The sequence below is a fragment of the Streptomyces sp. BBFR51 genome (assembly GCF_044591655.1).
In the GTDB taxonomy this organism is placed as follows: Bacteria; Actinomycetota; Actinomycetes; order Streptomycetales; family Streptomycetaceae; genus Streptomyces.
Map to the genome: position 1 here is coordinate 6,595,049 of NZ_CP172448.1, position 25,884 is coordinate 6,620,932.

General features: G+C 67.2%; 11 protein-coding genes and 1 pseudogene. 6 read left to right on the plus strand and 6 right to left on the minus strand.

Going from position 1 to position 25,884, the window contains the following annotated elements; translation table 11 throughout:
- The first annotated feature begins 249 nt into the window (after window positions 1-249).
- From ACGH7X_RS30220 to ACGH7X_RS30240, 5 genes are read left to right on the plus strand one after another with little or no spacing between them, the layout of a single operon-like run.
- On the plus strand, window positions 250-2,406 hold the full coding sequence (locus tag ACGH7X_RS30220; RefSeq protein ID WP_399890782.1) for a restriction endonuclease subunit M: 2,157 nt from the start codon (window positions 250-252) through the stop codon (window positions 2,404-2,406).
- Window positions 2,403-3,833, plus strand: coding sequence for a restriction endonuclease subunit S (locus ACGH7X_RS30225; RefSeq protein ID WP_399890785.1), 1,431 nt, complete (start codon window positions 2,403-2,405; stop codon window positions 3,831-3,833). Before ACGH7X_RS30220 ends, ACGH7X_RS30225 begins: the two co-directional genes overlap by 4 nt.
- Window positions 3,833-8,206 carry a protein kinase gene (locus ACGH7X_RS30230; protein WP_399890788.1) on the plus strand — a complete coding sequence of 1,458 codons (4,374 nt, stop codon included), beginning with the start codon at window positions 3,833-3,835 and terminating at the stop codon, window positions 8,204-8,206. The genes ACGH7X_RS30225 and ACGH7X_RS30230 overlap by 1 nt, the downstream gene beginning before the upstream one ends.
- Window positions 8,197-9,843, plus strand: coding sequence for a hypothetical protein (locus ACGH7X_RS30235; protein ID WP_399890791.1), 1,647 nt, complete (start codon window positions 8,197-8,199; stop codon window positions 9,841-9,843). The genes ACGH7X_RS30230 and ACGH7X_RS30235 overlap by 10 nt, the downstream gene beginning before the upstream one ends.
- Window positions 9,843-15,542, plus strand: coding sequence for a hypothetical protein (locus tag ACGH7X_RS30240; protein WP_399890793.1), 5,700 nt, complete (start codon window positions 9,843-9,845; stop codon window positions 15,540-15,542). The genes ACGH7X_RS30235 and ACGH7X_RS30240 overlap by 1 nt, the downstream gene beginning before the upstream one ends.
- A gap of 169 nt (window positions 15,543-15,711) precedes the next feature.
- On the opposite strand, the gene ACGH7X_RS30245 is transcribed toward ACGH7X_RS30240, so the two are convergent.
- From ACGH7X_RS30245 to ACGH7X_RS30260, 4 genes are all read right to left on the minus strand, one after another.
- Complete coding sequence (locus tag ACGH7X_RS30245) at window positions 15,712-16,989, minus strand: nucleotidyltransferase (RefSeq protein WP_399890796.1); 1,278 nt, start codon at window positions 16,987-16,989, stop codon at window positions 15,712-15,714.
- A gap of 2 nt (window positions 16,990-16,991) precedes the next feature.
- Window positions 16,992-17,582 (minus strand): SLATT domain-containing protein, encoded by a 591-nt coding sequence (locus tag ACGH7X_RS30250; protein ID WP_399890799.1) that lies wholly within the window; start codon window positions 17,580-17,582, stop codon window positions 16,992-16,994.
- 933 nt (window positions 17,583-18,515) lie between these two features.
- Entirely contained in the window at window positions 18,516-20,045 is a 1,530-nt protein-coding gene (locus ACGH7X_RS30255) for a helix-turn-helix domain-containing protein (protein ID WP_399890802.1), read from the minus strand.
- 86 nt (window positions 20,046-20,131) lie between these two features.
- A complete protein-coding gene (locus ACGH7X_RS30260; protein WP_399890805.1) occupies window positions 20,132-20,329 on the minus strand; it encodes a DUF4236 domain-containing protein in 198 nt (65 codons plus the stop codon).
- A gap of 305 nt (window positions 20,330-20,634) precedes the next feature.
- Between ACGH7X_RS30260 and acnA the strand changes: the two genes are divergently transcribed.
- The gene (gene acnA / locus ACGH7X_RS30265) at window positions 20,635-23,370 is read left to right on the plus strand and encodes an aconitate hydratase AcnA (RefSeq protein ID WP_399890808.1); all 2,736 of its coding nucleotides are present in this window, start codon (window positions 20,635-20,637) and stop codon (window positions 23,368-23,370) included.
- Between the two features lie 64 nt (window positions 23,371-23,434).
- Here acnA and ACGH7X_RS30270 read toward each other — a convergent pair.
- Window positions 23,435-23,905 (minus strand): annotated as a pseudogene (locus ACGH7X_RS30270) (acetylxylan esterase); the annotation flags it as partial.
- A 49-nt stretch (window positions 23,906-23,954) separates the two neighbouring features.
- Window positions 23,955-25,583: an IS200/IS605 family accessory protein TnpB-related protein gene (locus tag ACGH7X_RS30275; protein ID WP_399890811.1), complete on the minus strand. Its 1,629-nt coding sequence runs from the start codon at window positions 25,581-25,583 to the stop codon at window positions 23,955-23,957.
- Window positions 25,584-25,884: the final 301 nt, after the last annotated feature.

Sequence of the window (25,884 nt, forward strand, 5' to 3'; positions counted from 1 at the left end):
CCAGGGGGCATCGGGCTGGGGCCCCGCTGCCCAGCTCGGTCGTCCGCTCCGCCCAGGCGTTGTCAGTACTCCCCGGTAGGGTCCGGAATCACCAGACCGCACACCCTGCAGCCTGGCGGAACGCGCCTTCGGAGGCGTCCCTGGGGCCCGTAGGATCAAAGGTGGCGACTGTGTTGGCGCACGCACAGACCGCCCCGGGGCGCAGGCCCCTACCCGCACCACCGAGCACAGGAAAGAAGCAGCACGTCGATGGAGGAACTGACCTTGGACCTGGACATCCCGCAGCAGCCCGAGGACGGCGCGGGGCCTGCCGCGGAGGGCTCCGCGCCCAAGGTCACGGCCCTCAAGGAGGGCCAGGTCGTCGATTACATCTCCGGCGATGCGATCAAGGAGACGGAGAAGGAGAAGGTCCGGCAGCGGATCGCCCGCGCCCTGGTACACGAGCACGGTATCGACCCCGGCGACATGCAGCGCGACTTCTCCATCACGGTCAGTGAGGAGGGTGCCGTGCGGAAGCGCAGCAAGAAGGCCGACATCGCGATCTTCGAGTCTGGCGCCCCGCACACCACGGCGAACCTCCGGCGGGTGGTGATCTGCAAGCAGGAGCCCAAGCGCGGGAGGAACGTCGTCAAGCTCCGCGAGCCCGACCAGGCCCGGAAGGACCTGGAGGAGCTCCAGGAGCTGATGGGTAACGAGGACCGCCCGCAGTGCGCGGACGGTATGTGGACCGACGGTGTCGACTTCTTCTTCCTCAAGAAGGTGGTCGGCGACTTCGGCGCCGACTTCGAGGACCGCAGCGACTGGGAGGTCGCCGACGGCACCCTCGGCAGCCGCACCGTCGCCTCGCACCAGCGGCTGCGCCAGGCCGACCCGGAGATGCTCAAGATCGCTTTCCGGCGCTGCCACAACTACATCCACGGTAACGAGGGCATGCCGAAGGACGCCGCCTTCTGGCAGTTCCTCTACCTGCTCTTCGCCAAGATGTACGACGAGCGGGTCAGTCACGGCTCCGTGCACGGCCGGTTCCGCACCGGCCTGAAGGAGATGTTCGACCCGAACGGACGCGCGGCCATCAGCAAGCGAGTCAAGGAGCTCTTCGAGGACGTCAAGAGTGAGTACAGGGACGTCTTCAAGCCCACCGACGAGATCACCCTCTCCGACCGGGCTCTTGCCTTCATCGTCAGTGAGCTTGCCCCCTACGACCTGATCGGCACGGATGTCGACGCCAAAGGCATCGCCTATCAGGAACTCGTCGGCACCAACCTGCGCGGTGACCGAGGCCAGTACTTCACCCCGCGCGGCGCGGTCAACCTGATGGTCGAGATGCTGGACCCGAAGGAGGACGAGACCGTCCTCGACCCGACCTGCGGTACCGGCGGCTTCCTCCAGGCAACGCTGAAGCACTTGCACCACACCTGGAAGAAGGAGGCCGGCACGCTCGGTTTCCCGGATACTCCGGAGGAGCGGGAGCGGTACGGCGACAAGCTCAAGGCGTTCGCGGAGAAGCACCTGTTCGGCTCCGACTTCGACCCGTTCCTGGTGCGTGCGACGACCATGGCGATCATGACGCTCGCGCAGACCACGGGGAACGTCTTCCACATGGACTCGCTCGCCTTCCCGCGGGGACATCTCGCGGGTGTGGAGGCGGCGAAGAAGAAGATCCCGCTCGACAAGCCCACCGTGGACGTACTCCTGACCAACCCGCCCTTCGGCGCCGACATCCCGGTCAGCGACGAGTCGGTGCTCGGGTCGTTCCGTAACGGGATCGCCAAGTCCTGGGGGCGCAACAAGGAGACCGGCGAGGTCGAGGCGAGCACGACCAGTGTGCCGTCGAGCATGGCGCCGGAACAGTTGTTCATCCAGCGCGCTGTCGAGTGGATCAAGCCGGGCGGGAGGATCGGCATCGTTCTACCGAACGGCATCCTGTCAAACCCGGGGCCGACGGACGAGGCGATCCGCAGGTACATCCTGCGGAACTGCTGGGTCCTCGCGAGCGTCGAGCTGCCGGTGGAGACGTTCGTCGTCGACGCCAACGTCAACATCCTCACTACGCTCCTCTTCCTGAAGCGGAAGACCCGGCAGGAGATCCAGAACCACGACCTCGGTACGGAGAAGCCGTACCCCGTCTTCATGGCCGTCGCGGAGAAGGTCGGCTTCGACCGACGAGGCAACGAGCTCTATAAGCGTGAGCCCAACGGGGAGATCGTGGTGGAGACGGAGGTCGTCATGGAGCGGCTTCGTATCCGAGGTAAGAAGGTGACCCGGCCGCTGACCCGCAGCAAGAAGGTCATCGACAACGACCTGCCGGTGATCGCGGAAAAGTACCGAGAATTCCGGGCGAAGTACCCGGTGCCGGGTGTGGACCCGCGTTCGGCCAGGTCGGCGGGAACGGAGGTCGGGGCGTGAAGGTCGCCGAGCTGTCCAACCCGGTGGAGTCCGACTGGTTCACGTACCAGGGACTTCGGCTCGATGCCTCGCCGTATGTGGCGGGGTCCATGAAGACGAAGAAGATGCTGGAGCAGTTGCCGAGGACGGAGCCGCTGGCGAGTCTGACGGCGGGGCACAATGGAGGGATCTTCAACGGGCCCATGTTTCGGCGGGTCTATCTCACTGATCCGGAACACAGTGTGCCGTTCCTCGGGACGAAAGATATGATGGCGGCCGACTTGACCGGGCTACCGCGGCTACGCAAGTCGGATGCGGAATCATCGGCCTTGTCGTATCTCCAACTCAAGCCTGGTATGACACTGATCTCGTGCTCGGGATTCAACGCCGGTCGGCGGGCCTACGTCCGGCCCGATATGGGCGACTGTTGGTCTTCGCAGGACACCCTCAAGGTCGAACCCAACCCGGAGAAGATCAAGTCCGGGTACCTGTACGCCTTCCTGCTCAGCAAGTTCGGCGAGTCGCTCGTGCGAGGGTCGGTGTACGGCTCGGCCGTGAAGCACATCGAGCCGCATCACATCGCGGGGCTGCCAGTGCCGCGGTTGGGGGCGGATCTGGAGGGTCAGATCCATGACCTGGTGGAGGAGTGCGCGCGGCTGCGTGCCGAGTTCCAGTCGGATTTGGTCGGAACGACCGAGGACTTGTTCAAAAGCGTCGGACTTCCCGAATTGGCTGATTTTGACTGGCATCATCAGCCTCGGGACCTGGGGTTCACAGTCGATCAGCTCTCCGCTGTGTCCTTGCGCGCAATGAATTATGGAGAGCGAGCCCAGTGGCTGAAGCGCAAGCTGGCCTCGGTCCCACACAGGCGGCTCGGCGATATCTGCGCTCAGGGCCAGCTGAAATACGGACCCATCTTCAAGCGTGTTGACAGTTCGTACGATCACGGTGGCCGACTGTTGGTCGGACAGCGGCAGGGCTGGTGGATCCGACCGGAAGATGGCCGTGTCATCAGCCCGAAGCACACACCCGCGGGCGTGTTCGTTCCGGACGAGACGGTAATGCTCGGCGGGCATGGCATGCCCAGCGAGAGCGGGCTGTTCGGCAGAGCAACATTGGTAACCGGGCGCTGGTTGCAGCACGCTTACAGCCAGGACTTCCTACGGGTAGCGTCCGGTGCAGCTGACGTTCCGGGTGCCTACCTGTTGGGATTCTTCCGATCGCCGGTCGCGATGAGACTAATTCGCAGCATGCTGACTGGCGGCGGCCAGCAGAGCATTCACAGTGAACTTGTCGCCGCAATGCCGATCCCGCTCGCGCCGAGCGCTGACCGTGATCGCATCACGGCAACCGTCCGAGCCGCCTACACGAAACGCGACCGCGCCGACGTCCTCGAAGACAAGGCGCTCGCGCTGCTCACCACCGCCATCGGGGAGGCCACCGGCTAATGGGTGCCAGGATCGTTGCTGTTGGGGAGGCCGTCAACGATGCCGAGCGGAGGGTGATCGCGCATCTGCGTGATCAGGCCCCCGACGACTGGACGGTCCTGCACTCCGTCGAGATTCCGTACAACCGGAACGAACTATTCGAGGTCGACCTCGTCGTGGTCACCGGGCACGCCGTGTACGTCGTCGATGTCAAAGGCACCCGGGGCCGCATCGAGGTCGACGGCGGCCGTTGGCAGCCCTCTCACCGGGCGCCGTTCCGTTCCCCGCTGCCGAAGCTGCGCGGGCACGCCAAGCGGTTGAAGACGCTCCTGGAGACGGCCCACCGTCCGCTGTCCCGGCTCTACACGGACGCCCTCGTCGTCCTTCCCGCACCCGACGCCCTGTTCGTCGACCGGACGCCCCGCCAGCACGATGCCTGTGACACCGTCACCCTCCCGGACCTGATCGGCCGGCTCGCGGACGTGAGCCGCGTACCCACCTCGACCAAGCGCTTCGACACGGACGTCTCTACGCACCACGAGCTGATCGTGCGCGCGGTGCAGGGGCCGTCCCGGCCGTCGTCGGACCCCCTGCGGTTCGGCAGCTGGGAAGTGATCGAGCGACTGAGCGAGACGGGCCCGGAGGAGGGCGACGACGTCCACCGCGAGTACCGGGCGAAGAACGCCCTGGCAGTGCAGGGGTCGGGCACGGTCCGGCTCTCCGTCCGCAGGGCCGATCCGTATGCGCCGGAGGCCGAGCGGCTTCAGCAGCAGAAGCGGATCGGTATCGCGTACGAGGCGCTCGGCAAGCTACCCTCGCACCCGAACATCGTCGGAGTGCGGGACTTCTTCGCCGACGAGGACAAGGACTCCTTCGTCACTGTCTACGACGACGTTCCGGGGCACGCACTCGCCCTGCACCTACGCGGGGCCGCAGATCCGCTGACCGCCGACGCGAAGCTGCGGACGATCCGTCACATGCTGAGGGGCCTGGCCCACGCGCACAGCCGCCTGATCGCGCACCGCGAGCTGAACCCGTCCACTGTGCTGATCGCACAGGACGGCCGGGCGATGCTGACCGGTTTCGAGTACGCGAAGACTGCGCAGCGCCGCGCCCACACGGTCATGCGGGAGGCGTATCAGGTCGCCGATCGCGCGTATCTGGCGCCCGAGTGCCATGCAGACCCGGTGGCGATGGGCATGAAGGCGGACATCTACGCGGTCGGTGTCCTGGGCTTCCAGCTTCTCACCAGCGAGCTGCCGTTCACCTCCGCCACCGAGCAGGCCGACGCGGCAGGGCGGCTCCCGGCGCAGGTCCTCGAAGCCGCCGAGGTCCGCGTCGAACTTGCCCACTGGCTGCAGAAGTTGTGTGCGACGGCCCCGGACGACCGGCCGACCGCCGTAGAGGCACTGCGCCGCCTGGACCTGGTGATGGGAGCGCGGAGGGCTCCGGCACGGCGCATTGGTTCCTCGGTCGCAGTTCCCCCGGCTCCTCCTACGTCCTCAGCCGGGCAGCCCGTGCATGACGGTCCGCGAGGCCCGGAGTTCTTCCGTGACCTGCCGGCCGACCACCAGCTCGGTTCGAAGTACCTGGTGCGCCACCGGCTCGGCCGTCCCGGCTCTTTCGGTGTGGCCTACCGGGTGTACGACACGATAAGGAGTGTCGACCGGGCGGTGAAGCTGGTCCTGCGTGACCGGGACTCCGTCCTGGAGCGGCTGCGCCGCGAAGCGGGCGTCCTGGACCGGCTGCAGAACGCCCCGCACCCCAATGTGGTGTCGATGGTGGACGCGGACCGGTTGATGCCACCGGACGAGTACCCGTACCTGGTCTTTGAGTTCGTCGACGGCAAGGACATCGCCGAGGTGATCCGCGGCGGCCGGATGGGCGCGGCGGACGTGCTGCGGCTCGCGATCGACACCGCGCGCGGGCTGCGCCACATCCATGATCGCGGGGTGTGGCACTGCGACATCAAGCCGAGCAACCTGCTGTGGACCGATGACGGCGTCAAGCTGATCGACTTCGGGATCTCGAAGACCTCCGACTCCTCCGAGGGGCACAGCTACACCAGCCCCCGCTACAGCCCGCCGGACCTGGACCAGGTGCCCGCAGACGCCTCTGGCTACACCGACCGGGACCTCTTCGGCTTGGGCGTCACGCTGTACGAGGCGCTGACCGGCGGGCTGTACCCGTGGGAGGGTGTCGGGCGCCCCTCGCCCGGTGTGCCGCCGGTGGACCCGCGCACCGCGTACAGCGGTTTCGGTGATCTGGCGCCCGGCTTCGCCGAGATCATGCTGCGCGCGATCTCCCCGTACCGGGCGGAGCGGTTCCCCACGGCCGAGGATCTGCTGCGTGCGTTGGAGGCGCTGGAATCCGTACGCGTCGCCCCTACACCGCTTCTACCAGCCGTGTCACCATCGTTCCAGCATCCGCCGGCGCCACCGGCTGATCCCAGTGTCGGTCAGGAGCCGCAAGAGCCCGAGCCGAACTCCAATCCGTTCGTGGCACACCTACAGACGCTGTACAGCCAGAGCCGCCGCAGCAACCGGGGCACTCGCGGCCTTGATCCGCGCACGATGTCCGTGTACGTCGAGACGGCCTTGGACCGGGAGCTCGTGCCCGCGCTGCGGGAGGGCCGGCACGCGCTGGTCGTGGTGACCGGCAACGCGGGTGACGGCAAGACGGCATTCCTGGAGCGGTTCGAGCGCCAGGCGCGCGAGCTCGGCGCCGAGTTCGGGCCGCGCCGGGCCAACGGCAGCGATTTCACTCTGGACGGGCAGCGGTTCCGTACCAACCACGACGGCAGCCAGGACGAGGGTGAGGTGAGCGGCGACGATGTACTGGCGGAGTTTTTCGCACCGTTCGCCGCAGCCGACGCATCGGCATGGCAGGTCGCGGGGGAGACCCGGTTGATCGCCATCAACGAGGGGCGTCTGGTCGACTTCCTCAGCCATCACCACGACCGCTTCCCGCATCTCGCCAAGGTGGCCAACCTCGGCCTGGCGGGCAGGGACACCGGGCAGGCCGTCGCCGTCGTCAACCTCAACGCACGTGATGTCGCGGCCCGGCCCCTCGGTGCCGACGGCGAATCGCTCCTGGAGCGCATGCTCGACCGGATGACGCACGACCGGTTCTGGGAGGACTGTGAGCGCTGCGACCTGGCCGCCACCTGTTATGCCCGGCACAACGCCCAGACTTTCCAGCACCCCGCCGCCGGCCCGCAGGCCGCGCGTCGTCTGCGCCGCCTTTACGAGGTGACCCAGCTACGCGGAAGGCTCCACATCACCCTGCGCGACCTGCGCTCCGCTCTCGCTTATACCCTCACCTCGGGCCGCGACTGCGCCGAGATCCACCAGCTGTACGCGGCCGGCTCCGGTCAGGAGATGCTGGATAGCTTCTACTTCTCCGCCCACCTCGGCGCCCCGGCCGCCGCCGACGGCAGTCCGCGTGAGCGGGACCGACTGCTGACTCTGCTGCGCGAGGCCGATGTGGCGGCGGTCCCGCAACCGCAGCTCGACCGTCGTCTGGACTACGCCGGGCTCCTGGAGGACCGGGCGCTGGTCGCGGCCGACGGGCGCGGCGACCGTGATCGCGTACTGCTGCGCGGCGCGTTCGAGCAGCTAGGCCGGTCGGTCACCGAACGCGTCTCCCAGGCCGCTGCCCACCGCCACTACGTGGACGCGGCCCGCCGCCTGCTCTACTTCGAACTCCACGACGAGGACCGCGCGGAGCGGATGCTGCCGTACCCGTCGGTGCTGCACTTCATGGCGCTGTTGTCACGCGCAACGCAGACGGGTACCAAGGAGCGGGACCGGATCCTGCGGGCGCTCAACCGTGGTGAGGGACTCGTGGCCCCCGAGCGGATCGGCGACGCCCTCGCGCTGAAGGTGCGCGAAGTACCCGGCGGCACCATCCGCACCTTCCGCCGCTTTCCCGCCGAAGGGTTCCAGCTCGAACCGGGCGACGCAGCGACCTCGCCGTACATCGAGTCGGGGCGCACCTCGCTGCGGCTGAGCTACAGGGATCCGGCCGGCAGCCAGGGAGGGACGGCCGAACTCGACATCCGACTGGACCTGTTCGAGCTCCTCCAGCGGTTCGAGCGCGGCTACCGGCCGTCCGTGACCGACCTGCAAGGGCAGCAGCTCGCCCTCGCCGTGTTCAAGAACCGGCTGGCGGCCGTGCCGTACCAGGAGATCCTGCTCACCACGCATGGACACGACCTGCGACGGATCCACCGCAGCGAGGACTCCGTCCTGCACATGGAAGAACTGACAGCACGGTCCGGCGACGACCACAGCGATGCGGACAGCGACGGCCTGTCCGGCGCAAGCACGACCGACACCGCGGCGGGCATCGCAGGGGACGTAGCGACGGCGGAGGAGACGACATGGCGCTGAGCGGTTCCCTGGGGACTTTCCACCACCCCGGCGTCAGCCGGCTCGACTACAAGACACTGGACATGGACCGTGTCCTGACCGGGCTGCTCGCCCGCCTGTGGCACCAGGGCATGCCCAGCAAGATCAACCGCTCCAACGAGCTCAAGGTCGACGTCTTCGTCAAGCTGTTTCTGGACCACCCGGAAGTCTTCGACGGCTTCGACCGGGAGACCACCACCCGGTGGGCGTCCACCCATCTCCTCGACATGGTTAACCGGGGCAGGGCTACCGAGGCGGTGGCCGGCCCCAGGCCGCTGCACGGTCTCACCTACCGGTTCCGCAACAAGCGCAAGTCCCGCCCGTACGGGGCCGACGAGCAGCTGTACGAGATGCTCGCCACCGAAGAGGGGGCCTTGGACCAGCTCCGCGAGTTCTTCTTCTCCGACGTCGACCGCGCCACCGCGGAGATCACCCCGGGGACGGACACCGACGTAGAGACCCAGGCGCTGCTCCACTTGGTGGAACAGGCGGGCGGACAGATGCGGGACCGGCCCGACACCACCCGCCCTCGCACCCCCTACCCCGCCCTGTGCGCCGAACCGGCCCGCCAGCTGTGCCGGGATGTCCTGCGGCTGCTCTACCACCAGGACCACATGCCCCGGACCGTCCTTGTGGACTACCTGAAGATCCTCTTCGCCTTTCACCTGGCCCTCTACCACCTGCGGATGATGAAGCTGTTGCCCGCCGCGATCGAGGCCGGATCGGCGCCTGCCACCTGCCGGACCGGGCATCCGGGCACGCGGACGGCCGATCGCTGCCCGCACCGCGTCCGGCTCTTCGTCGACGTCGAGGGCCTGCCCGGCACCCCGGCGGCTGCGCTCGCCGAGCGCAGCGCCGGCATTTGGTACGGGCGGATCACGCGTTTCGTCCAGGCGACTTATCAGATCAAGAAGCTCGACGAGTTCTCCGAGAACCTCGTCAAGAGCCAGAAGCTGGCCCCGCCCGTCGGCCGGAGCTACTTCACCCCGGCCGAGGTCCTGCGGCGGCTCTCCACCCATCCCAAGGAACGCGAGGCGTTCTTCCTTCAGCGCGCCACCCGCGTACGGGACGAGGAGAAGGACCTTCCGCCGGAGCTGAAGCAGATCACCCAGCTCGGGCTCAACGCCTTCGACGAGTACATCGAGATGCTGATGCACTATAAGGGCAGCTACTACCGCAGCTACTTCATCGACTGCCTGGACTCGATGCTGCTCAAGCACCGGCCCGGTGCCCTGCTCGCCCAGCCGCGTGGCAGACGCGACAGCGCCGTCCGGCGATTCGTCCTGGACGCGCGCCTGCTCGAAGTGCTCCTCCAGGTGTCGCTCCTCAGGGAGGAGGAAGATGACACCGGCAATCTGCGTACCGCGCCCATGCGCGTGGACGAGTTCCTCACTCTGCTGCGCGAACGGTACGGACTCCACATCGAGCAGCTGCCGGACGGCGACGGCTTCTCCGGCGCCCACCTGGACGACCAGGTCGCACTGCATGCCAACGCAGCGGCCTTCCTCAACCGACTGCGTGAGATCGGCTACTACCAGGACATGTCGGACGCCTATCTGACGCAGACCATTACTCCCCGGTACATCATCGGGGCCGCGGTGACGGGGGCGACGGCCTGATGAGCACCACTACCACCACAGGCCTTGCGGAGCCCACCGCGAAGGACCTCCGCGAAGCCCTCGAAGGCGTCCTCGTGCCGCGCCTGGCCAAGCTGGTCGGCAAGCGGGGCGCCGGGCACTGCATGCGGGTCACCGCGGTGGAGACCGCGCTGGCGGCCGCGCTGGTTCGCAGGCTCCGGGGAGCACTCGGACCCGCCGCCACCGTCTGTGTCCTGGGCACCACCGAGGACCTCGCTCCCGAACAGCCGCACCACGACACCGTCGTCACCAGCACCAAACTGGTCGAGCTTCGCAACCGCACTGAAAGTGACGACGGGAACGGGAACAGCCTGCCCGGACCGCTCCTCGTCTTCGTCCCCCCGGGCACCCGGGTCAGCGCCGAGGACTCCTTCGGCATCGCGACCTTCGAGGAAGTACTCCTCGGCGACGCCTACGCTCAGCTGGCCGACCACCTTCTCGACCAGGTACCGGCCCGGCTGCGGCCCGGCGTCGACGAGTTGCTCGCCGTACTTCGCGACAGGCCCGGGCATCGGACGGGCGACCGGGCCATCGCCCTGTACCTGCTGACGCTCCGGACCAACGACTACCGTGATCAGGTCGCGGGGGCCGCCGTCTACCACTTCGGCCTGGTACCCGACTTCGAGCTGTACGCCGACCCGTCGCTCGTCAAGGACCGGGCCGACCGGAACCGCAAGCTGGTCGATAAACTCACCACCTCCAGCCGCTCGGAGCGTCAGCGCGTCCTCGATCTGGGGCTGACTGACGCGGACTTCGCCAGCAGGCTCGCGGGATTCGCCACCCGCTGCGGCCTGGAGGATCCGGTGGCATGGACCCGCCGTATCGTCGTCGACCGGGAGAACTGGACGCTCTCCTTCGGGAACTGGCGCGTCGACGAACGACGCCGCGCCACCGTCTCAATCGAGGTACGCGAACTCGGTCTGCCCGCCGCCGGCGACAACGCCGAGGAGCTGCGGGCCCACCCGGCGCTCGAAGCCATCGTGGGGCAGCCCTACCTGCTCGCCGGGGACAAGGGCGTTCGCGAGCTGACAGCTCGGTTCACCGTCGAACCGTCCCCCCTCAAGGTGGAGGGTCTTGAACGCTTCCGCGTGGAGATCGTCTCGGAGAGCGGCGGGCCGATCGGGCGGATCGCCCATGTTGCCAAGGGGACCCGGGCCAAGCCTGATTACAAGACGCCACCGCTGCGCCGCCTGAACAAGATCGACTGGGAGGAAGGGTGGCACTACCTCAAAATCACCCCGCTCGACGCCTCCGGTGACGCTCTTGACATCGCTCCTGGTGCGCATGACCTGCCCGGCGGCGAGAGCGAACGCTTCTACGTCGTCCCCGAGGGGGAGGCCGAGGAACCGCCGGAGCGCAGTGCCGGGCGCTATGACGGCATCACCCAGGCGCTGCGCTCACTGCAGTTCGACGCGCTGGCCGCCGGGGACGATCCGGTCCGTGTCAACTTGACGGACGTCCGCTGGAAGACCACTTCGGCGCGCAGCCCTCTGCGCGTCCTCAACGCCCGGATCCACACGGCGGGAAGCGCAGAGATCCGGCTCTCCCCGCTGCTCGTGCAACTTCAGCAGGACCTACTCGCCCGCCCCCAGGACACCTCCCTGCGCCGGCTCGAACTGCGCCCCGACGGCACCAGCGAGACCCCCGAGGGGAACGAGGAGGACTTGTCCCTCGCCCTGACCGGGCGGGCTGCCGAGGCCTACGACCGCTACCTCGCGACGCGCCACGTCTATTTCGCCGCCCTGTGCGGCCAGGCGGGAGAACTTGCCAATCCTGATCAGCTTCTGGTCAGCGAGGCTGTCGACTTCGAGACGGTCCGGGACGAACTGGTCGCCTACACCGAGGCGTACGCGGAACTGGTGGAAGCCCAGTCGCTTCAGGTGGAGCGGGCTGGTGACGGCGCCCGGGGTGCCGCGCTGGTTGCGCTGGCCCGCATCCAGCAGGGCGACTGCGCTGCCGTCACCCTCACTGACGGTCTCGGCGGTCGCGAGACGGTTCTGCTTGTCTCCCCGACGCACCCCCTTCGCGCACTCTGGCTAGCGACCTGGTCGGCCCTGGGCCGGGACTGGGCCGCGCGCCTCGCCAGTGAGGACACGCGCCGCGTCATCGCCGCACGCGACTCCTTCCTCCAGGCCCTCTCACCCTTGGGTTTCCCGTTCGCCGTCCCGCGCCAGGACGGCCGACTCATGACGGCTGCGGACAACCTCACCCCGTACTGGGCCGCCTACCTGCCCAGCGAGACCGCCGATCCCCGTGGCCTGCTGGGCCGGCTCACCACAGCGCTGCACCTCCCGGCCGCCGGCCCCCGCGCTGCAGGCGGAGCCGGTGCGTTGTCCGGCACGGCGCTCGCCGACCGGATCGAGCGGTACGTACGCCTCCACCCGTACGTCCGCACCCTGATCATGAACGTCGTCAACGCAGGCCGCGCGGAGATCGTCGCCGACGCTCTCCTCGAGCTGCAGCGCCGCACTCCCACCCGGGACCTCACCTACGACATTCGGCTGTGCGTGTCCGGCCCGGAAGCCCTCGAGTCCGGTGCGGCGCTGGGTGAACTGATCAGCGCGCAGAATCAGTTCGCCTCTACCGAGGCGGAGGCTTTCCTGCACGCCGCAGAAGGCACCCGGAGCGCGAAACTCGTCTACTCCGTCCGCTCGGTGGAGGAGTTCAGCGAACCCGGAGCCGAGTTCGACGCCCATCTGACCGTGCTCATCGACGCCTTCGGCGGGGAACAGCACGGTTCCGTCACACGCCACGACATCGCGCACGCCCCGGTCCACGGCCTGGTGCAGCCGACGTCCTCCACGTACGAGGACAACGAGCAGCAGATCGTATGGCGGACCATGCCACGCCACGGCATCGCCCTGCCTGCCGAGGACGCGGAGGACCTTGCCACTCTCCTGAGTCGGCTGCCCGGGCTCCTCGCCGGCGCCGCGGCCAACGTCGCCACCGCGGGACAGGCGCCGCGCCATGTGCCGTGCACCGTCCTTTCCCTCGACAACGCCGACCGGGCCCTGCTCTACCAGGCCCACCAGGTCGGCGACTGGGTCGTCACCATCGACAGGACCCTCGGCCTGGAGTACTTCGACCACGCCGGACAACGCGACCGACCTGAGTACGTCATCGACTATGCGCCCTCGCTGGATAGCGGTCTTGGCCACCAGATCATGGTCAGCTCGAACTCGGTCGACGAACTGCGCACCCTGCTCGGACCGACCGCCCAGCAGCATGGGCTGGACGTCGAACAGCGCCACCTCAACACCTTCTTCGAGCAACTGCGCCTACTCTCCGGCAACCTCGCCTTCAAGCTGGCCTCCACCGCCCCCACCCAGCGCACCGAAGTACTCGGCCTCGCCCTGGCCCGCCTCTACCTGGACTACCAGGACGTCCTGTACAACCAGATCGTCGTCCCCCTGGACGCCCACCCCGAGCTGTACGCCGAAGTACGCCGTCAGGCCCGGGAACTCGGCGATGCACTCTCCTTCCAGCGCAGCGATCTCGCCCTGTTCCACCTTGACGCGCGGACCCGGACCATCACCTGCCGCCTCGTCGAGGTCAAGTGTTACACCGCGCTCGACGACATCGGCGCCTACCAGCGCCTCAAGACCAAGGTCACCCAGCAGCTCGGACGGAGCCAAACCGTCCTCGCCGAGTCCTTCGATCCGGCCCACATCACCCCAGACCGGGTGGACCGGTCGGTCAAGAACCTGGCCCTCGGCTCTCTGCTCCGCTTCTACCTGGAGCGGGCGGCACGCCACCGGACCATGGGGCACGCCCCCAGGACGGCGGCCCACGCCCTGCTCGACAGCCTCGACGACGGCTACGCCCTCCATTTCACCCGCAGCGGCCTGATCTTCGACCTCGCCCGCGAGGGAACCGACCGCGAACTCGACGACGAGGTGGAGTTGCACCGCATCGGCAGTGATCTGATCACCGAGCTGATCAATGCGATTCCCACTGTTCGGCGGGGCGTACCCGAGCCCACGGACCTAGCTGTTGAGGAGCAGGAGGAGGACGGAGCGGCCACCGCTCCCACCCTGGCACTGTCGCAGTTGGCCGTGCCACGGCTCTCTCACGCTGAGTTCCGGGCACCTGACGTACAGGACGAGCGGGATGCCAAAGACGCCCAGGAGGAAGACCGCGGGCAGGCCGGCGGGGGCAAGGCAGCGACCATCCTCGACACGGACGAGGTCGCGAACGGCAATGAGACCACGCCGCTCACCGCACCTGAGGGTGCGGGCCGTGAGACAGGTCCGGCCCAGCCCTTGGCAACTTTGACCGTGCCTGCTTCCGACGCGGCGGGGGCGGCCCCGGTGTCTCTCTCTTTGGAAGGAACCTCATCGGCTGCTGCTGCTCCTCCTCCGGGCGGTACCCGAAATCCGCTGAGGACGGGCACCGTCCCTGAAAGCCAAGGCTTCCACGAGTCGCCGACCACCGACGACCAGCCCACGCCTGTCACACCGGGACCGGCTTCACCAGGGGGCCTCCCCGAGATCTTCCTCGGTGTCACCCGCTCCTCCTCGCAACACGGTGTACTCGGCGAAGTAGCCGGCCGGAAAGTCGCGGTCGACCTCGACGAAACCCACACCATCAGCCTCTTCGGCGTACAGGGAGGCGGCAAGAGCTACACCCTGGGCAGCATCATCGAGATGGCCTCGCTGCCTGTCCCACCGGTCAACGAACTTCCCCGCCCTCTCGCGACCGTGGTGTTCCACTACAGCCGCACCATGGACTACGCGCCGGAGTTCACTTCCATGGCGCGCCCAAATGATGACCAGGCGCAGCTCCAGGTTCTGAAGGAGCGCTACGGAGCCGAACCCCAAGCGCTGTCGGACGTACTGCTGCTCGCCCCCGCCGACCAGGTCGCCGACCGCCGACGGGAATTCCCCGGCATCGACGTCCAGTCGCTCGCCTTCTCCTCCGCCGAACTTCAGGCATCCCACTGGCGCTTTCTCATGGGTGCGGTCGGCAACCAGTCAACGTACATCCGGCAGCTGACCCGCATCATGAAGTCGAACCGCAACAACCTAAACCTCGGCGTCATCCGACAAGGCGTGGCCGATTCCGGTATGCCCGACCACGTCAAGCAACTGGCCCAGGAGCGGCTCAACCTCGCCGAGGACTACATCGACGACAATGCCCGGCTCACCAGCCTCATCCGACCCGGCCGACTGATCATCGTTGACCTCCGCGACGAGTACATCGAGAAGGACGAAGCACTCGGACTCTTCGTCGTCCTGATGCAGCTGTTCGCCGAGGCGCGCAGCGGGGATGAACACTTCAACAAGCTGGTCGTCTTCGACGAAGCGCACAAGTACATCGACAGCCCAGACCTCGTCGCCGGCCTAGTCGAGACCGTCCGCGAGATGCGCCACAAGGGAATGAGCATCCTGGTCGCCAGCCAGGACCCGCCATCAGTACCGATCTCTCTGATCGAACTCTCCGACCACGTCATCCTGCACAAGTTCACCTCGCCGGCCTGGTTGAAGCACCTCCAGAAGGCGAACACCGCCTTCGCCAGTCTGCGCTCTGAGCAGATGGCGCAGCTTCAGCCCGGCGAGGCGTACGTGTGGGCGAGTAAGTCCACTGACCCGGCGTTCACTCACGGAGCCGTCCGAATGCGATGCCGTCCTCGGGTGACCCGGCATGGCGGAGGGACGAAGACGGCAACGGGCGGACAGTGAGCTGGCAGCCCGTCGCCCAGAGTCGGTCTCCGAACGAGGTGGTACCGAAGCGCGCCAGGGTAGGTCCTCGATCACATCGGAGCTTCGGCAATTCCCATACACCATTGCCTCACCTGCACAAACGTCAGATCAGCCGCGTTTGCCACAGCCCTGACAGCCTCCTGCCCTGTCAAGCGATCGGCACATCTATGCGGTCGCGTGCGACCGCTACACCGTCCTTAATGATGTAGCACTCGACAACATGCTCGCCGCGGAACTTCGTGCGCTCATGGCGAGCATCCTGGCGGTTTGACTTGATGATCTGTCCGCGGATTTCGTTGCGCTTCTCGGCCTCGCTTCCGCGGTTGAGTACTTTCCACCACACCTCGAACGGTCGATCAGCGCTGCATTCGATGATGGTGAAGTCGAGTGTCTTGTTGGCGTGAAGGAAAGTTCTCTCCTCAAGCATCTTCCGTAGAGAGGCGGGCCGCCATCCGTTCTGGGCGACTTCGCAATCGATCGTGAGCGAGTGGCGAATGTCGACAGGGTACCAATCCTCGATGAACTGTTCGCTGTTGTCGAACGCGTGGGCAGCACTTACGGCCTTCAATGGCACTGATGTGCCGAACATGCTGCGCCACTTTTTGTTGGCTGTCGCAGTCCCCTCTGACGCGATCGCTTCGAGACTCCGCTTGTACGCCTTCTTCGCTTTCGGCTGGAAACCCTTCTTCGCCGCCACATTCTGGCCGCTGCCCAGCGCGGAGTAGTAGCTTTGATCGGGCTGGACAGCGAGGAATTCGAAGAAGTCGCGGACCATCAAGTCGTACGTGTGCAGTCCGGCTGAATTATAGCATTCGGTCCGTGAGAAGAAGCGGTGTACGAGAGTGTCGATGAGCAGGCCCCCCATATTAACGCCATGGGTGTTCTTCCATGCGCGGACCATCCGGGCGAGATGACGCATGTTGTTCGACGTGCGCTCGTTGCACTCCTGCGTCGCACGGATCTCGTCGCGTGGCTTGGTGACCTTCCATCCTCTATCAACAGAATCGGGATAGGAGAAGCTCTTGTCGTCGTTTTCGAAGACTGGCTGGACCTCAAACTTGAAGCTATTGCTAGAGAACTGCACGCGCACGACGCACTGGTCGACACGGACCTCGGTATTCGGGTACCGCTTCTGTAGCGTGTCCTTGACCTGTGCGAGAATTCGTCGCGGGCCCGTTTCGCCGGCGTGGTTCGCGCGTATGCTGGGCGGGAGAGCATAGAGCATGTCCAGGTCCGATACGCCGCGGATGGCTGTGTGGCGACCATATGAACCCACCATCAATCGGTGCTCGGTGGAGCCCTCCTTTGCCCTGAACTCCTTGTTAAGAGCCTTGGTTATCTCATCGCGACGCGACGCGACGGTGATATTACTGTCGCCGACCTTCAGGTTCTGGAGAAGGCTGCTAAAAAGCTCTGAGGTTTCCATTCTCACGCCTCATCTTCGTTGAGTCGCAGGGCGCCGGGCAAGAATAGGTCGATTTCTCGAGACGTGAACGTCATTTCCTCGTTGTTCTGCAGCCCGTCACTGGCCCTGGAGAATGCCCTGGCGCTGGTCCTGGGGGCATCCGCGTACGCGGCCCGCGCGGCCTCCTGTAGCTCCTCGCGGCGAGAGCGCGCATCGGGCGCTGAAGCCGCGCCGGACATGACGTCGGCGATCAAAGACAGGTAGGACTCGCGGACGTCCCAGAGCTGCGAAGCGACGTCACGGTGGGACTCGGCTTCCTCGGCGAACTTGAACGTCTTGGTGCTCAGGCTCGCCACCGTGACGAGGAGCGCGATGAAGGACGTCGCGAGACTGGCCTGCTGGGGATTGACCACGATCCCCAGCACGGAAGCCAAGAAGGTTCCGGAACTGATCGCCGTGAGGCTGACGAGAGCCACTTGCTGCCATCTGTGCCGGCGGAAGCATATGTCCGCCTGTTTCTCGTGTGTCTTGTGGCTGTAGACCACGCGACCGAATGTCTCGCGCACCTGTGCCAGCAGATAGAGATCACGGTGGTTCGGATGCTCACTCGTCATGTCGCTCCGTTGTCCATGGCCAGAAGGTGCACCCGGTGGGTTCCTCTTGGGCATCTGGAGCCCCGGAAGAGCGACGGCTACTGACGTTCGCTGCACACACTCCGATTATGGCCGGTTCCACTGACACTCAGCCGGGATTCACCAGAATCACGGACCAGGGGGTCCGGGCTCATGGGGAACTGCCTACCGCGGCAGTAGCTATCACGAAGATTCGGCTGCCCCAAACCGCTGCTTCTTCGAATCCTGATGCCCCTCACCGGCAGACATGCGCAGCATCTCGGCGCGCAGGCGCTGGGACGGAGCGTTCGCTGTTTCGGCAGCGCTTGCCTCGGACACACGCGATGCGTTACGAACCCAAGCGCGCCGTTGAGACCGCCTTCGTGAACGTCCAGACCGCGGCGACGTACATGGGCACTTGTGCCCCGCGGCCATTGCAGGGGGTGACTATTGGGTGATTACCCTTCAGGTTTCCCCATCCGGCAACGGCAGGCCCCTGTTCCCACGAGCTGGGTGCAGGCTCAGCACGTGACACGGCGCCCGTCTACGACAGAGGACCCGCGCCTGCGTGGTGTCGGTCCTCTCTCGTGGCGAGGTAGTCAGCCGGAGGAGTCGGATGCGTCGCCGGGCTCCAGGCTTCGTCGCGAGGTCGGGGACAGATGGCGGTTCGCCTCGTCGACGACGCGCGGTCGGCGTGACGCGACCAACGCCGGACGTCACGAGATTGCTTCGCCGACAACTCTGCGCAAGGGCTGACGGCTACTCAGCGCTTCCTGACGCGCCATCAACCAATCAAGATCATCTTGCACCTGCGCTGCACAAGGTGCTGAAAAACAACAGTGATCAGCGAAGGGCTGCGAAGTCAGGTATCCGCAGGTCAGCTGGCATGTTGAGGTGTCGTGCCCCTTGCCTCCAAGGGGCACGACAACCCTCCGGTCAGATGTCCCGGAAGATCTCGATCTGCGCCCCGATCGAGTTCAGCCGCTCGGCGAGGTCCTCGTAGCCGCGGTTGATGACGTACACGTTACGCAGTACCGACGTGCCCTCGGCGGCCATCATCGCCAGGAGGACGACCACGGCGGGGCGCAGGGCGGGCGGGCACATCATCTCGGCGGCGCGCCAGCGGGTGGGGCCCTCGACCAGGACGCGGTGGGGGTCCAGGAGCTGGAGGCGGCCGCCGAGTCGGTTGAGGTCGGTGAGGTAGATGGCGCGGTTGTCGTAGACCCAGTCGTGGATGAGGGTCTGGCCCTGGGCCGAAGCGGCGATGGCCGCGAAGAAGGGGACGTTGTCGATGTTGAGGCCGGGGAAGGGCATCGGGTGGATCTTGTCGATCGGCGCCTCCAGCTTCGAGGGCCGGACAGTCAGGTCCACCAACCGCGTGCGGCCGTTGTCCGCGAAGTACTCGGGCGTGCGGTCGTGGTCGAGGCCCATCTCCTCCAGGACCGCCAGCTCGATCTCCAGGAACTCGATGGGGACCCGGCGCACCGTCAGCTCCGACTCCGTGACCACGGCGGCGGCCAGCAGGCTCATCGCCTCTACCGGGTCCTCGGAGGGGGAGTAGTCCACGTCGGCGTCGATGACCGGCATGCCGTGCACGGTGAGGGTGGTGGTGCCGATGCCTTCGACGCGGACGCCGAGGGCCTCCAGGAAGAAGCAGAGGTCCTGGACCATGTAGTTGGAGGAGGCGTTGCGGATGACGGTGACGCCGTCGTGCCGGGCGGCGGCAAGGAGCGCGTTCTCCGTGACCGTGTCGCCCCGCTCGGTCAGCACGATCGGGCGGTCCGGGCGCACCTGGCGGTCCACCACCGCGTGGTAGTGGCCCTCGGTCGCCGCGACGTCCAGGCCGAACCGGCGCAGCGCGATCATGTGCGGCTCGATGGTCCGGGTGCCGAGGTCGCAGCCGCCGGCGTAGGGCAGCTTGAAGCGGTCCATGCGGTGCAGCAGCGGGCCGAGGAACATGATGATCGAGCGGGTGCGGACGGCGGCCTCCGCGTCGATGGCCTCCATGTCCAGCTCGGACGGCGGCACGATCTCCAGGTCGGTGCCGTCGTTGATCCAACGCGTGCGCACGCCGATGGAGTTGAGCACCTCCAGGAGGCGGTAGACCTCCTCGATGCGGGCGACCCGGCGCAGTACCGTGCGCCCCTTGTTGAGCAGCGAGGCGCACAGCAGGGCCACGCAGGCGTTCTTGCTGGTCTTGACGTCGATGGCGCCGGACAGGCGACGGCCGCCGACCACACGCAGGTGCATCGGACCCGCGTAGCCCAGGGAGACGATTTCGCTGTCCAGCGCTTCGCCGATCCGGGCGATCATCTCAAGGCTGATGTTCTGGTTGCCGCGCTCGATGCGGTTGACGGCGCTCTGGCTGGTGTTGAGCGCCTCCGCGAGCTGTGACTGCGTCCACCCGCGGTGCTGCCGGGCGTCACGGATGAGCTTGCCGATGCGTACGAGGTAGTCGTCTGCCATGAGGTTGAGGCTATCTCAGATATGAGATCGCGCCTCTCGGGGGGTCTGTTCGGGTGACGTGATGTCAAGGAGCCCCCGGTGGAGCCTCAGTGCCGCTTGCCCGACGTCGTGCGACGCCAGCCGAAAGGTCCCGGCAAATCCATCGATGTCGTACGACGTCCGGTGCTGCTGCGGGTGTGGCGCGGGCCGTTCCCGCCGCCGGTCGTGATGGACCACGAACGTTTGTTGATGTTCAGACGTACTCCGGGGAGGATTCGGAAACTCTTGCGGAACGTGAGGGGCATCGTGCCTCCTTCCGAGTCGTGCCGGGCGGGCCGGCAGGCATCGGATACCCCCGTTCTGCTTAGTGATGGCCGCACGGGTCACTCGGGGTGGGGTGCACGCCACACGGTGCCCGGGCATGACCAGACCGCCCCCATGTACTAGAGTTATCTCGACATCGAGATATCTGCCGAGGCGCACCGCAGTCGCACGCCGCTACCGGGTCTGGCAGTAAGGGTTACCTAACTTAGCCCTACCTTAGCGGATGGGCCAGGGCGGCGTGGCGGCAGGATGCGGTGGTACGCGCACATAAATGAAGGAGACTGTCGTGTCGGCGAACAGCTTCGACGCCCGCAGCACGCTGCAGGTGGGCGACGAGTCGTACGAGATCTTCCGGCTGGACAAGGTCGAGGGCTCCGCGCGCCTTCCCTACAGCCTGAAGGTCCTGCTGGAGAACCTGCTCCGCACCGAGGACGGCGCGAACATCACCGCCGACCACATCCGCGCCCTCGGCGGCTGGGACTCGCAGGCCCAGCCGTCGCAGGAGATCCAGTTCACGCCGGCCCGCGTGATCATGCAGGACTTCACCGGCGTGCCCTGTGTCGTCGACCTCGCCACCATGCGCGAGGCCGTCAAGGAGCTCGGCGGCGACGCGGCGAAGATCAACCCGCTGGCGCCGGCCGAGCTGGTCATCGACCACTCCGTCATCGCCGACAAGTTCGGCACCAACGAGGCGTTCAAGCAGAACGTGGACCTCGAGTACGGCCGCAACAAGGAGCGCTACCAGTTCCTGCGCTGGGGCCAGACCGCCTTCGACGAGTTCAAGGTCGTCCCGCCCGGCACCGGCATCGTCCACCAGGTGAACATCGAGCACCTGGCCCGCGTCGTCATGACCCGTGACGGCAAGGCCTACCCCGACACCCTGGTCGGCACCGACTCGCACACCACCATGGTCAACGGCCTCGGCGTCCTCGGCTGGGGCGTCGGCGGCATCGAGGCCGAGGCCGCGATGCTCGGCCAGCCGGTCTCCATGCTGATCCCGCGCGTCGTCGGCTTCAAGCTGACCGGCGAGCTGACCCCCGGCACCACCGCCACCGACCTCGTCCTCACGATCACCGAGATGCTGCGCAAGCACGGCGTCGTCGGCAAGTTCGTCGAGTTCTACGGCGAGGGCGTCGCCGCCACGTCGCTGGCCAACCGCGCCACCATCGGCAACATGTCGCCGGAGTTCGGCTCCACCGCCGCGATCTTCCCGATCGACGACGAGACGCTGAACTACATGCGCCTGACCGGCCGCAGCGACCAGCAGGTCGCGCTCGTCGAGGCCTACGCCAAGCAGCAGGGCCTCTGGCTGGACCCGAAGGCCGAGCCGGACTTCTCCGAGAAGCTGGTGCTCGACCTGTCCACGGTCGTGCCCTCCATCGCCGGCCCGAAGCGCCCGCAGGACCGCATCGTCCTCGCCGACGCGAAGACCCAGTTCAGCCAGGACGTGCGCAACTACGTCAAGGACGGCGGCGACGTCGACGAGGCCAGCAAGGAGTCCTTCCCGGCCTCCGACTCGCCGGCCATCACCAACGGCGCCCCCTCCCACAAGGTGAAGGTCACCGCCCCCGACGGCACGGAGTACGAGCTGGACCACGGCGCGGTCACCGTCGCGGCCATCACGTCCTGCACCAACACCTCCAACCCGTACGTCATGGTCGCCGCCGCCCTGGTGGCCAAGAAGGCGGTGGAGAAGGGCCTGACCCGCAAGCCGTGGGTCAAGACCACCCTCGCCCCGGGCTCCAAGGTCGTCACCGACTACTTCGAGAAGGCGGGCCTGACCCCGTACCTCGACAAGGTCGGCTTCAACCTCGTCGGCTACGGCTGCACCACCTGCATCGGCAACTCCGGCCCGCTGCCGGACGAGGTCTCCAAGGCCGTCAACGACCACGACCTCGCCGTCACCTCGGTGCTCTCCGGCAACCGCAACTTCGAGGGCCGGATCAACCCCGACGTCAAGATGAACTACCTGGCGTCCCCGCCGCTGGTCGTCGCCTACGCGCTGGCCGGCTCCATGAAGGTGGACATCACCCGTGAGGCCCTCGGGTACGACCAGGACAACAACCCCGTCTTCCTGAAGGACATCTGGCCGTCCGAGGCCGAGGTCAACGACGTCGTCGCCAACACCATCGGCGAGGACATGTTCTCCAAGTCCTACAGCGACGTCTTCGCGGGCGACGCCCAGTGGCAGGCGCTGTCGATCCCGACCGGCGACACCTTCGAGTGGGACGCCGAGTCCACCTACGTGCGCAAGCCCCCGTACTTCGAGGGCATGGGCATGGAGCCGGCCCCGGTCGAGGACATCTCCGGCGCCCGGGTGCTCGCCAAGCTGGGCGACTCGGTGACGACGGACCACATCTCGCCCGCCGGTGCCATCAAGGCCGACACCCCGGCCGGCAAGTACCTCACGGAGCACGGCGTCGAGCGCCGCGACTTCAACAGCTACGGCTCGCGCCGCGGCAACCACGAGATCATGATCCGCGGCACGTTCGCCAACATCCGCCTGCGCAACCAGATCGCGCCGGGGACCGAGGGCGGCTACACCCGCGACTTCACTCAGGCTGCGACTGCTGACGCGGCTCCGGTCTCGTTCATCTACGACGCCTCCCGCAACTACATCGAGCAGAACATCCCGCTCGTCGTGCTGGCCGGCAAGGAGTACGGCTCCGGCTCGTCCCGCGACTGGGCCGCCAAGGGCACCGCGCTCCTCGGCGTCAAGGCCGTCATCGCCGAGTCGTACGAGCGCATCCACCGCTCGAACCTCATCGGCATGGGCGTCCTGCCGCTCCAGTTCCCGGAGGGCCACACCGCCGAGTCGCTCCGTCTGACCGGCGAGGAGTCCTTCTCCGTCTCCGGCGTGACCGAGCTGAACGACGGCACCACCCCGCGCACGGTGAAGGTCACCACCGACACCGGCGTCGAGTTCGACGCGGTCGTCCGCATCGACACCCCGGGTGAGGCCGACTACTACCGCAACGGCGGCATCCTGCAGTACGTGCTGCGCAGCCTGATCCGCAAGTAGGCCACGCCGCACGACAGTCGAGGGCCGCATCCCCGTCGCCGGGGGTGCGGCCCTCGCTCATGTCTCAGTCGGTCCCCCACACCCCCGCCAGCCAGGCCAGTTGGCGGCGGACATGCACCGCGTCCCCGCCCTCGTGCCCGTTGAACGAGTAGGCGTGGATCTCCTTGCGGGGCTCGGCGCCGGACAGTTCCGCGTAGCGGTTGAAGGCGGCGTACGCCCCGCTCGGCGGGCACACCGTGTCGCGCAGGCCCACGCCGAAGTGGGCCGGGGCGTGCGCGCGGCGGGCGAAGGAGACGCCCTCCAGGTAGGAGAGGGTGCGGTAGGCGGCGCTCTCGGAGCCTCGGTGCACCGACAGATACGCCGCGATCTCGCCGTAGGGTCCCGCGTCCGTCAGGTCCAGCGCGCGGCGGATTCCGCACAGCAGCGGGGCAGAGAGCAGTACCGCCGCCAGGTCCGGCACCAGGCCCGCGACGGCCAGCGCCAGCTCGCCGCCCTGGCTGTTGCCGACGGCCGCGACGCGCGCCGGGTCCACGCCGACAACGGGTGATCCTCACTGGTGTCGTGGTGGTGACGCTCTACCGTTCCTATTCAGTGAGCAGGAGTGAGTCTTGGACCCATTCCTGTTCGCTGCGGACATCCCGAACGGTCTTGGGTGTCCTGGTTGCCCGCGTTCGCTCCGTGTCCGGTGGCACGGATCGTGTCCGTGGTCCGGGAATACGGGGGCGGGGTCCCTCACGCCCAGTGCTGTCCGGTCCGGTCTGGGCGGTCCGATGCCCGCATCCATCGCTCTGGTGGGTGCGGGGCGGTGCCGTCCGACGCCGGATGGGAAAGCCCTGGGCGCGTCGCCCGATCGCGATGCTTGCCGCATCGTGCCGGGTCGTCCTACGGGTGGAGCTGGTCAGCGGCTTCTGCCAGTGCTGGGCACCCCACTTGCTGGTGTACGCGGGATCCACGGCAATGATGGCGATCCCGGTCTGGTCGGCCATGGAGGTCAGGCGGGCGCGGAGCCGGCCGGTGGGCATGTCGGCGACCAGCTGCCTGAACCGTTTCCTGCGGCCATGCATTTCGCGGGTGGTCTCGTCGGTGAAGTCGAGGTCTTCGACGGCGATGGCCTTCACGCCGCAGGAGGTGGCCCAGTGCAGGAGCCGGGTCAGGGCGTGGCGGACTTGGGCGTCGCGGTGGTCGGCGGGGCCGGTGAGGTCGTAGAAGAAGCGGCGCGGGTCTCCCGTCGGGTTGCCGTGGGTGTCCAGGCACCAGGCGGCGAGGTGGTCGGCGTTCATGTCGACGCCGATCACTCCCGCGGTCAGCGCTGCGGTCAGGGGGATGGTGGGGGTGGCGGGTTTCTGCCAGGACGCGGTCACATACCAGCGCCCACGGCTGACGTCGTGGTGGATGCGGTAGGCGACGGCCCGGTTGGCTTCGACGCGGTCGGCCCACTCCTGCCCCCGGTGCGCGAAGGTCACCCGGCCCGACAGGACGTACCGGCCGTGCGGAGCGTTGGCCAGACGGGCGAGCGGGGTCGGGAGTCGGATGCTGATCTCGCCGTCCGGGCTGATGCGGATGGTCTCGTTCCCAAAGCGTTTCCCGGATTCGCCGTCCGCCTGCACAAACCACCGTGCCGCTTCCCAGCGCTCACGCCACTGGGTCTCGGTGAGGCCGGCGGCGGTCAGGTGATGCCGCGCGCGGGCCAGCCGCTTGCCACCCCGCACCACACGCACCACGCCCGCCGTCCAGTCCGCGCGTGCCCGAGTCAGCCGGCCCTCCAGCACGTGCAGGCGCCGGGATTTGGCGTGCCACTCCCGCCGACTGCGATACCCGCCCGGCGCGTGCTTGGAGCCCTTCTCGCCGACGGGCAGCGACAGCCGGTGGCGCAGGGCCCGCACCCCTGCTTCCAGGGACTGGATGTGGGTGTGGGCACCACGGCGGGCCAGCGCCCACTGATCATGCGTGGCTTTGGTGATCGCACCCGCCCACCGGGCCGACGACAGGGGTGTCAGCGCCCGCTTACGCACCGCCCACGCCCCGGCGTCATGCCCCAACCCGTCACGACAACGCGCCTTCAGGTCACGGGAAGCCAGTGCGCCCAGATGCGCGCCCACCTGCCGCAACACCTGAACATCCATGTCGGTGAGCTGCTTGAGCCGGGTACGGACCACCACCCCCGACGGGCCCAGTACGACGAACGGCGCCGCAACCTCCCGCAGACCACCCACCCCACACCCCCGATCAGCAGCGAAGACCTCCCACCACGTCCAACGAGTGCGTCAGTCGGAGGTCACGCACTCGACAGGCGAACCTCCGTTTCCTTCCCGGACGCGACGGCGTAGACCCTCGATGCCTCCCGTACTCACTTGATGGCCCGCACCACCGCCGATTACCTGCTCACCGGGGTCGCACGGACCGGCGCGATCCCAGCACAGGCTCTACCGCGGTGTCCTCGCGCACGAGTGTGCGCCCACCGCGCGGAACGCGGCGTCCGGGAGCCAGGCCGGGTCGATGTCGACGTCCATACGG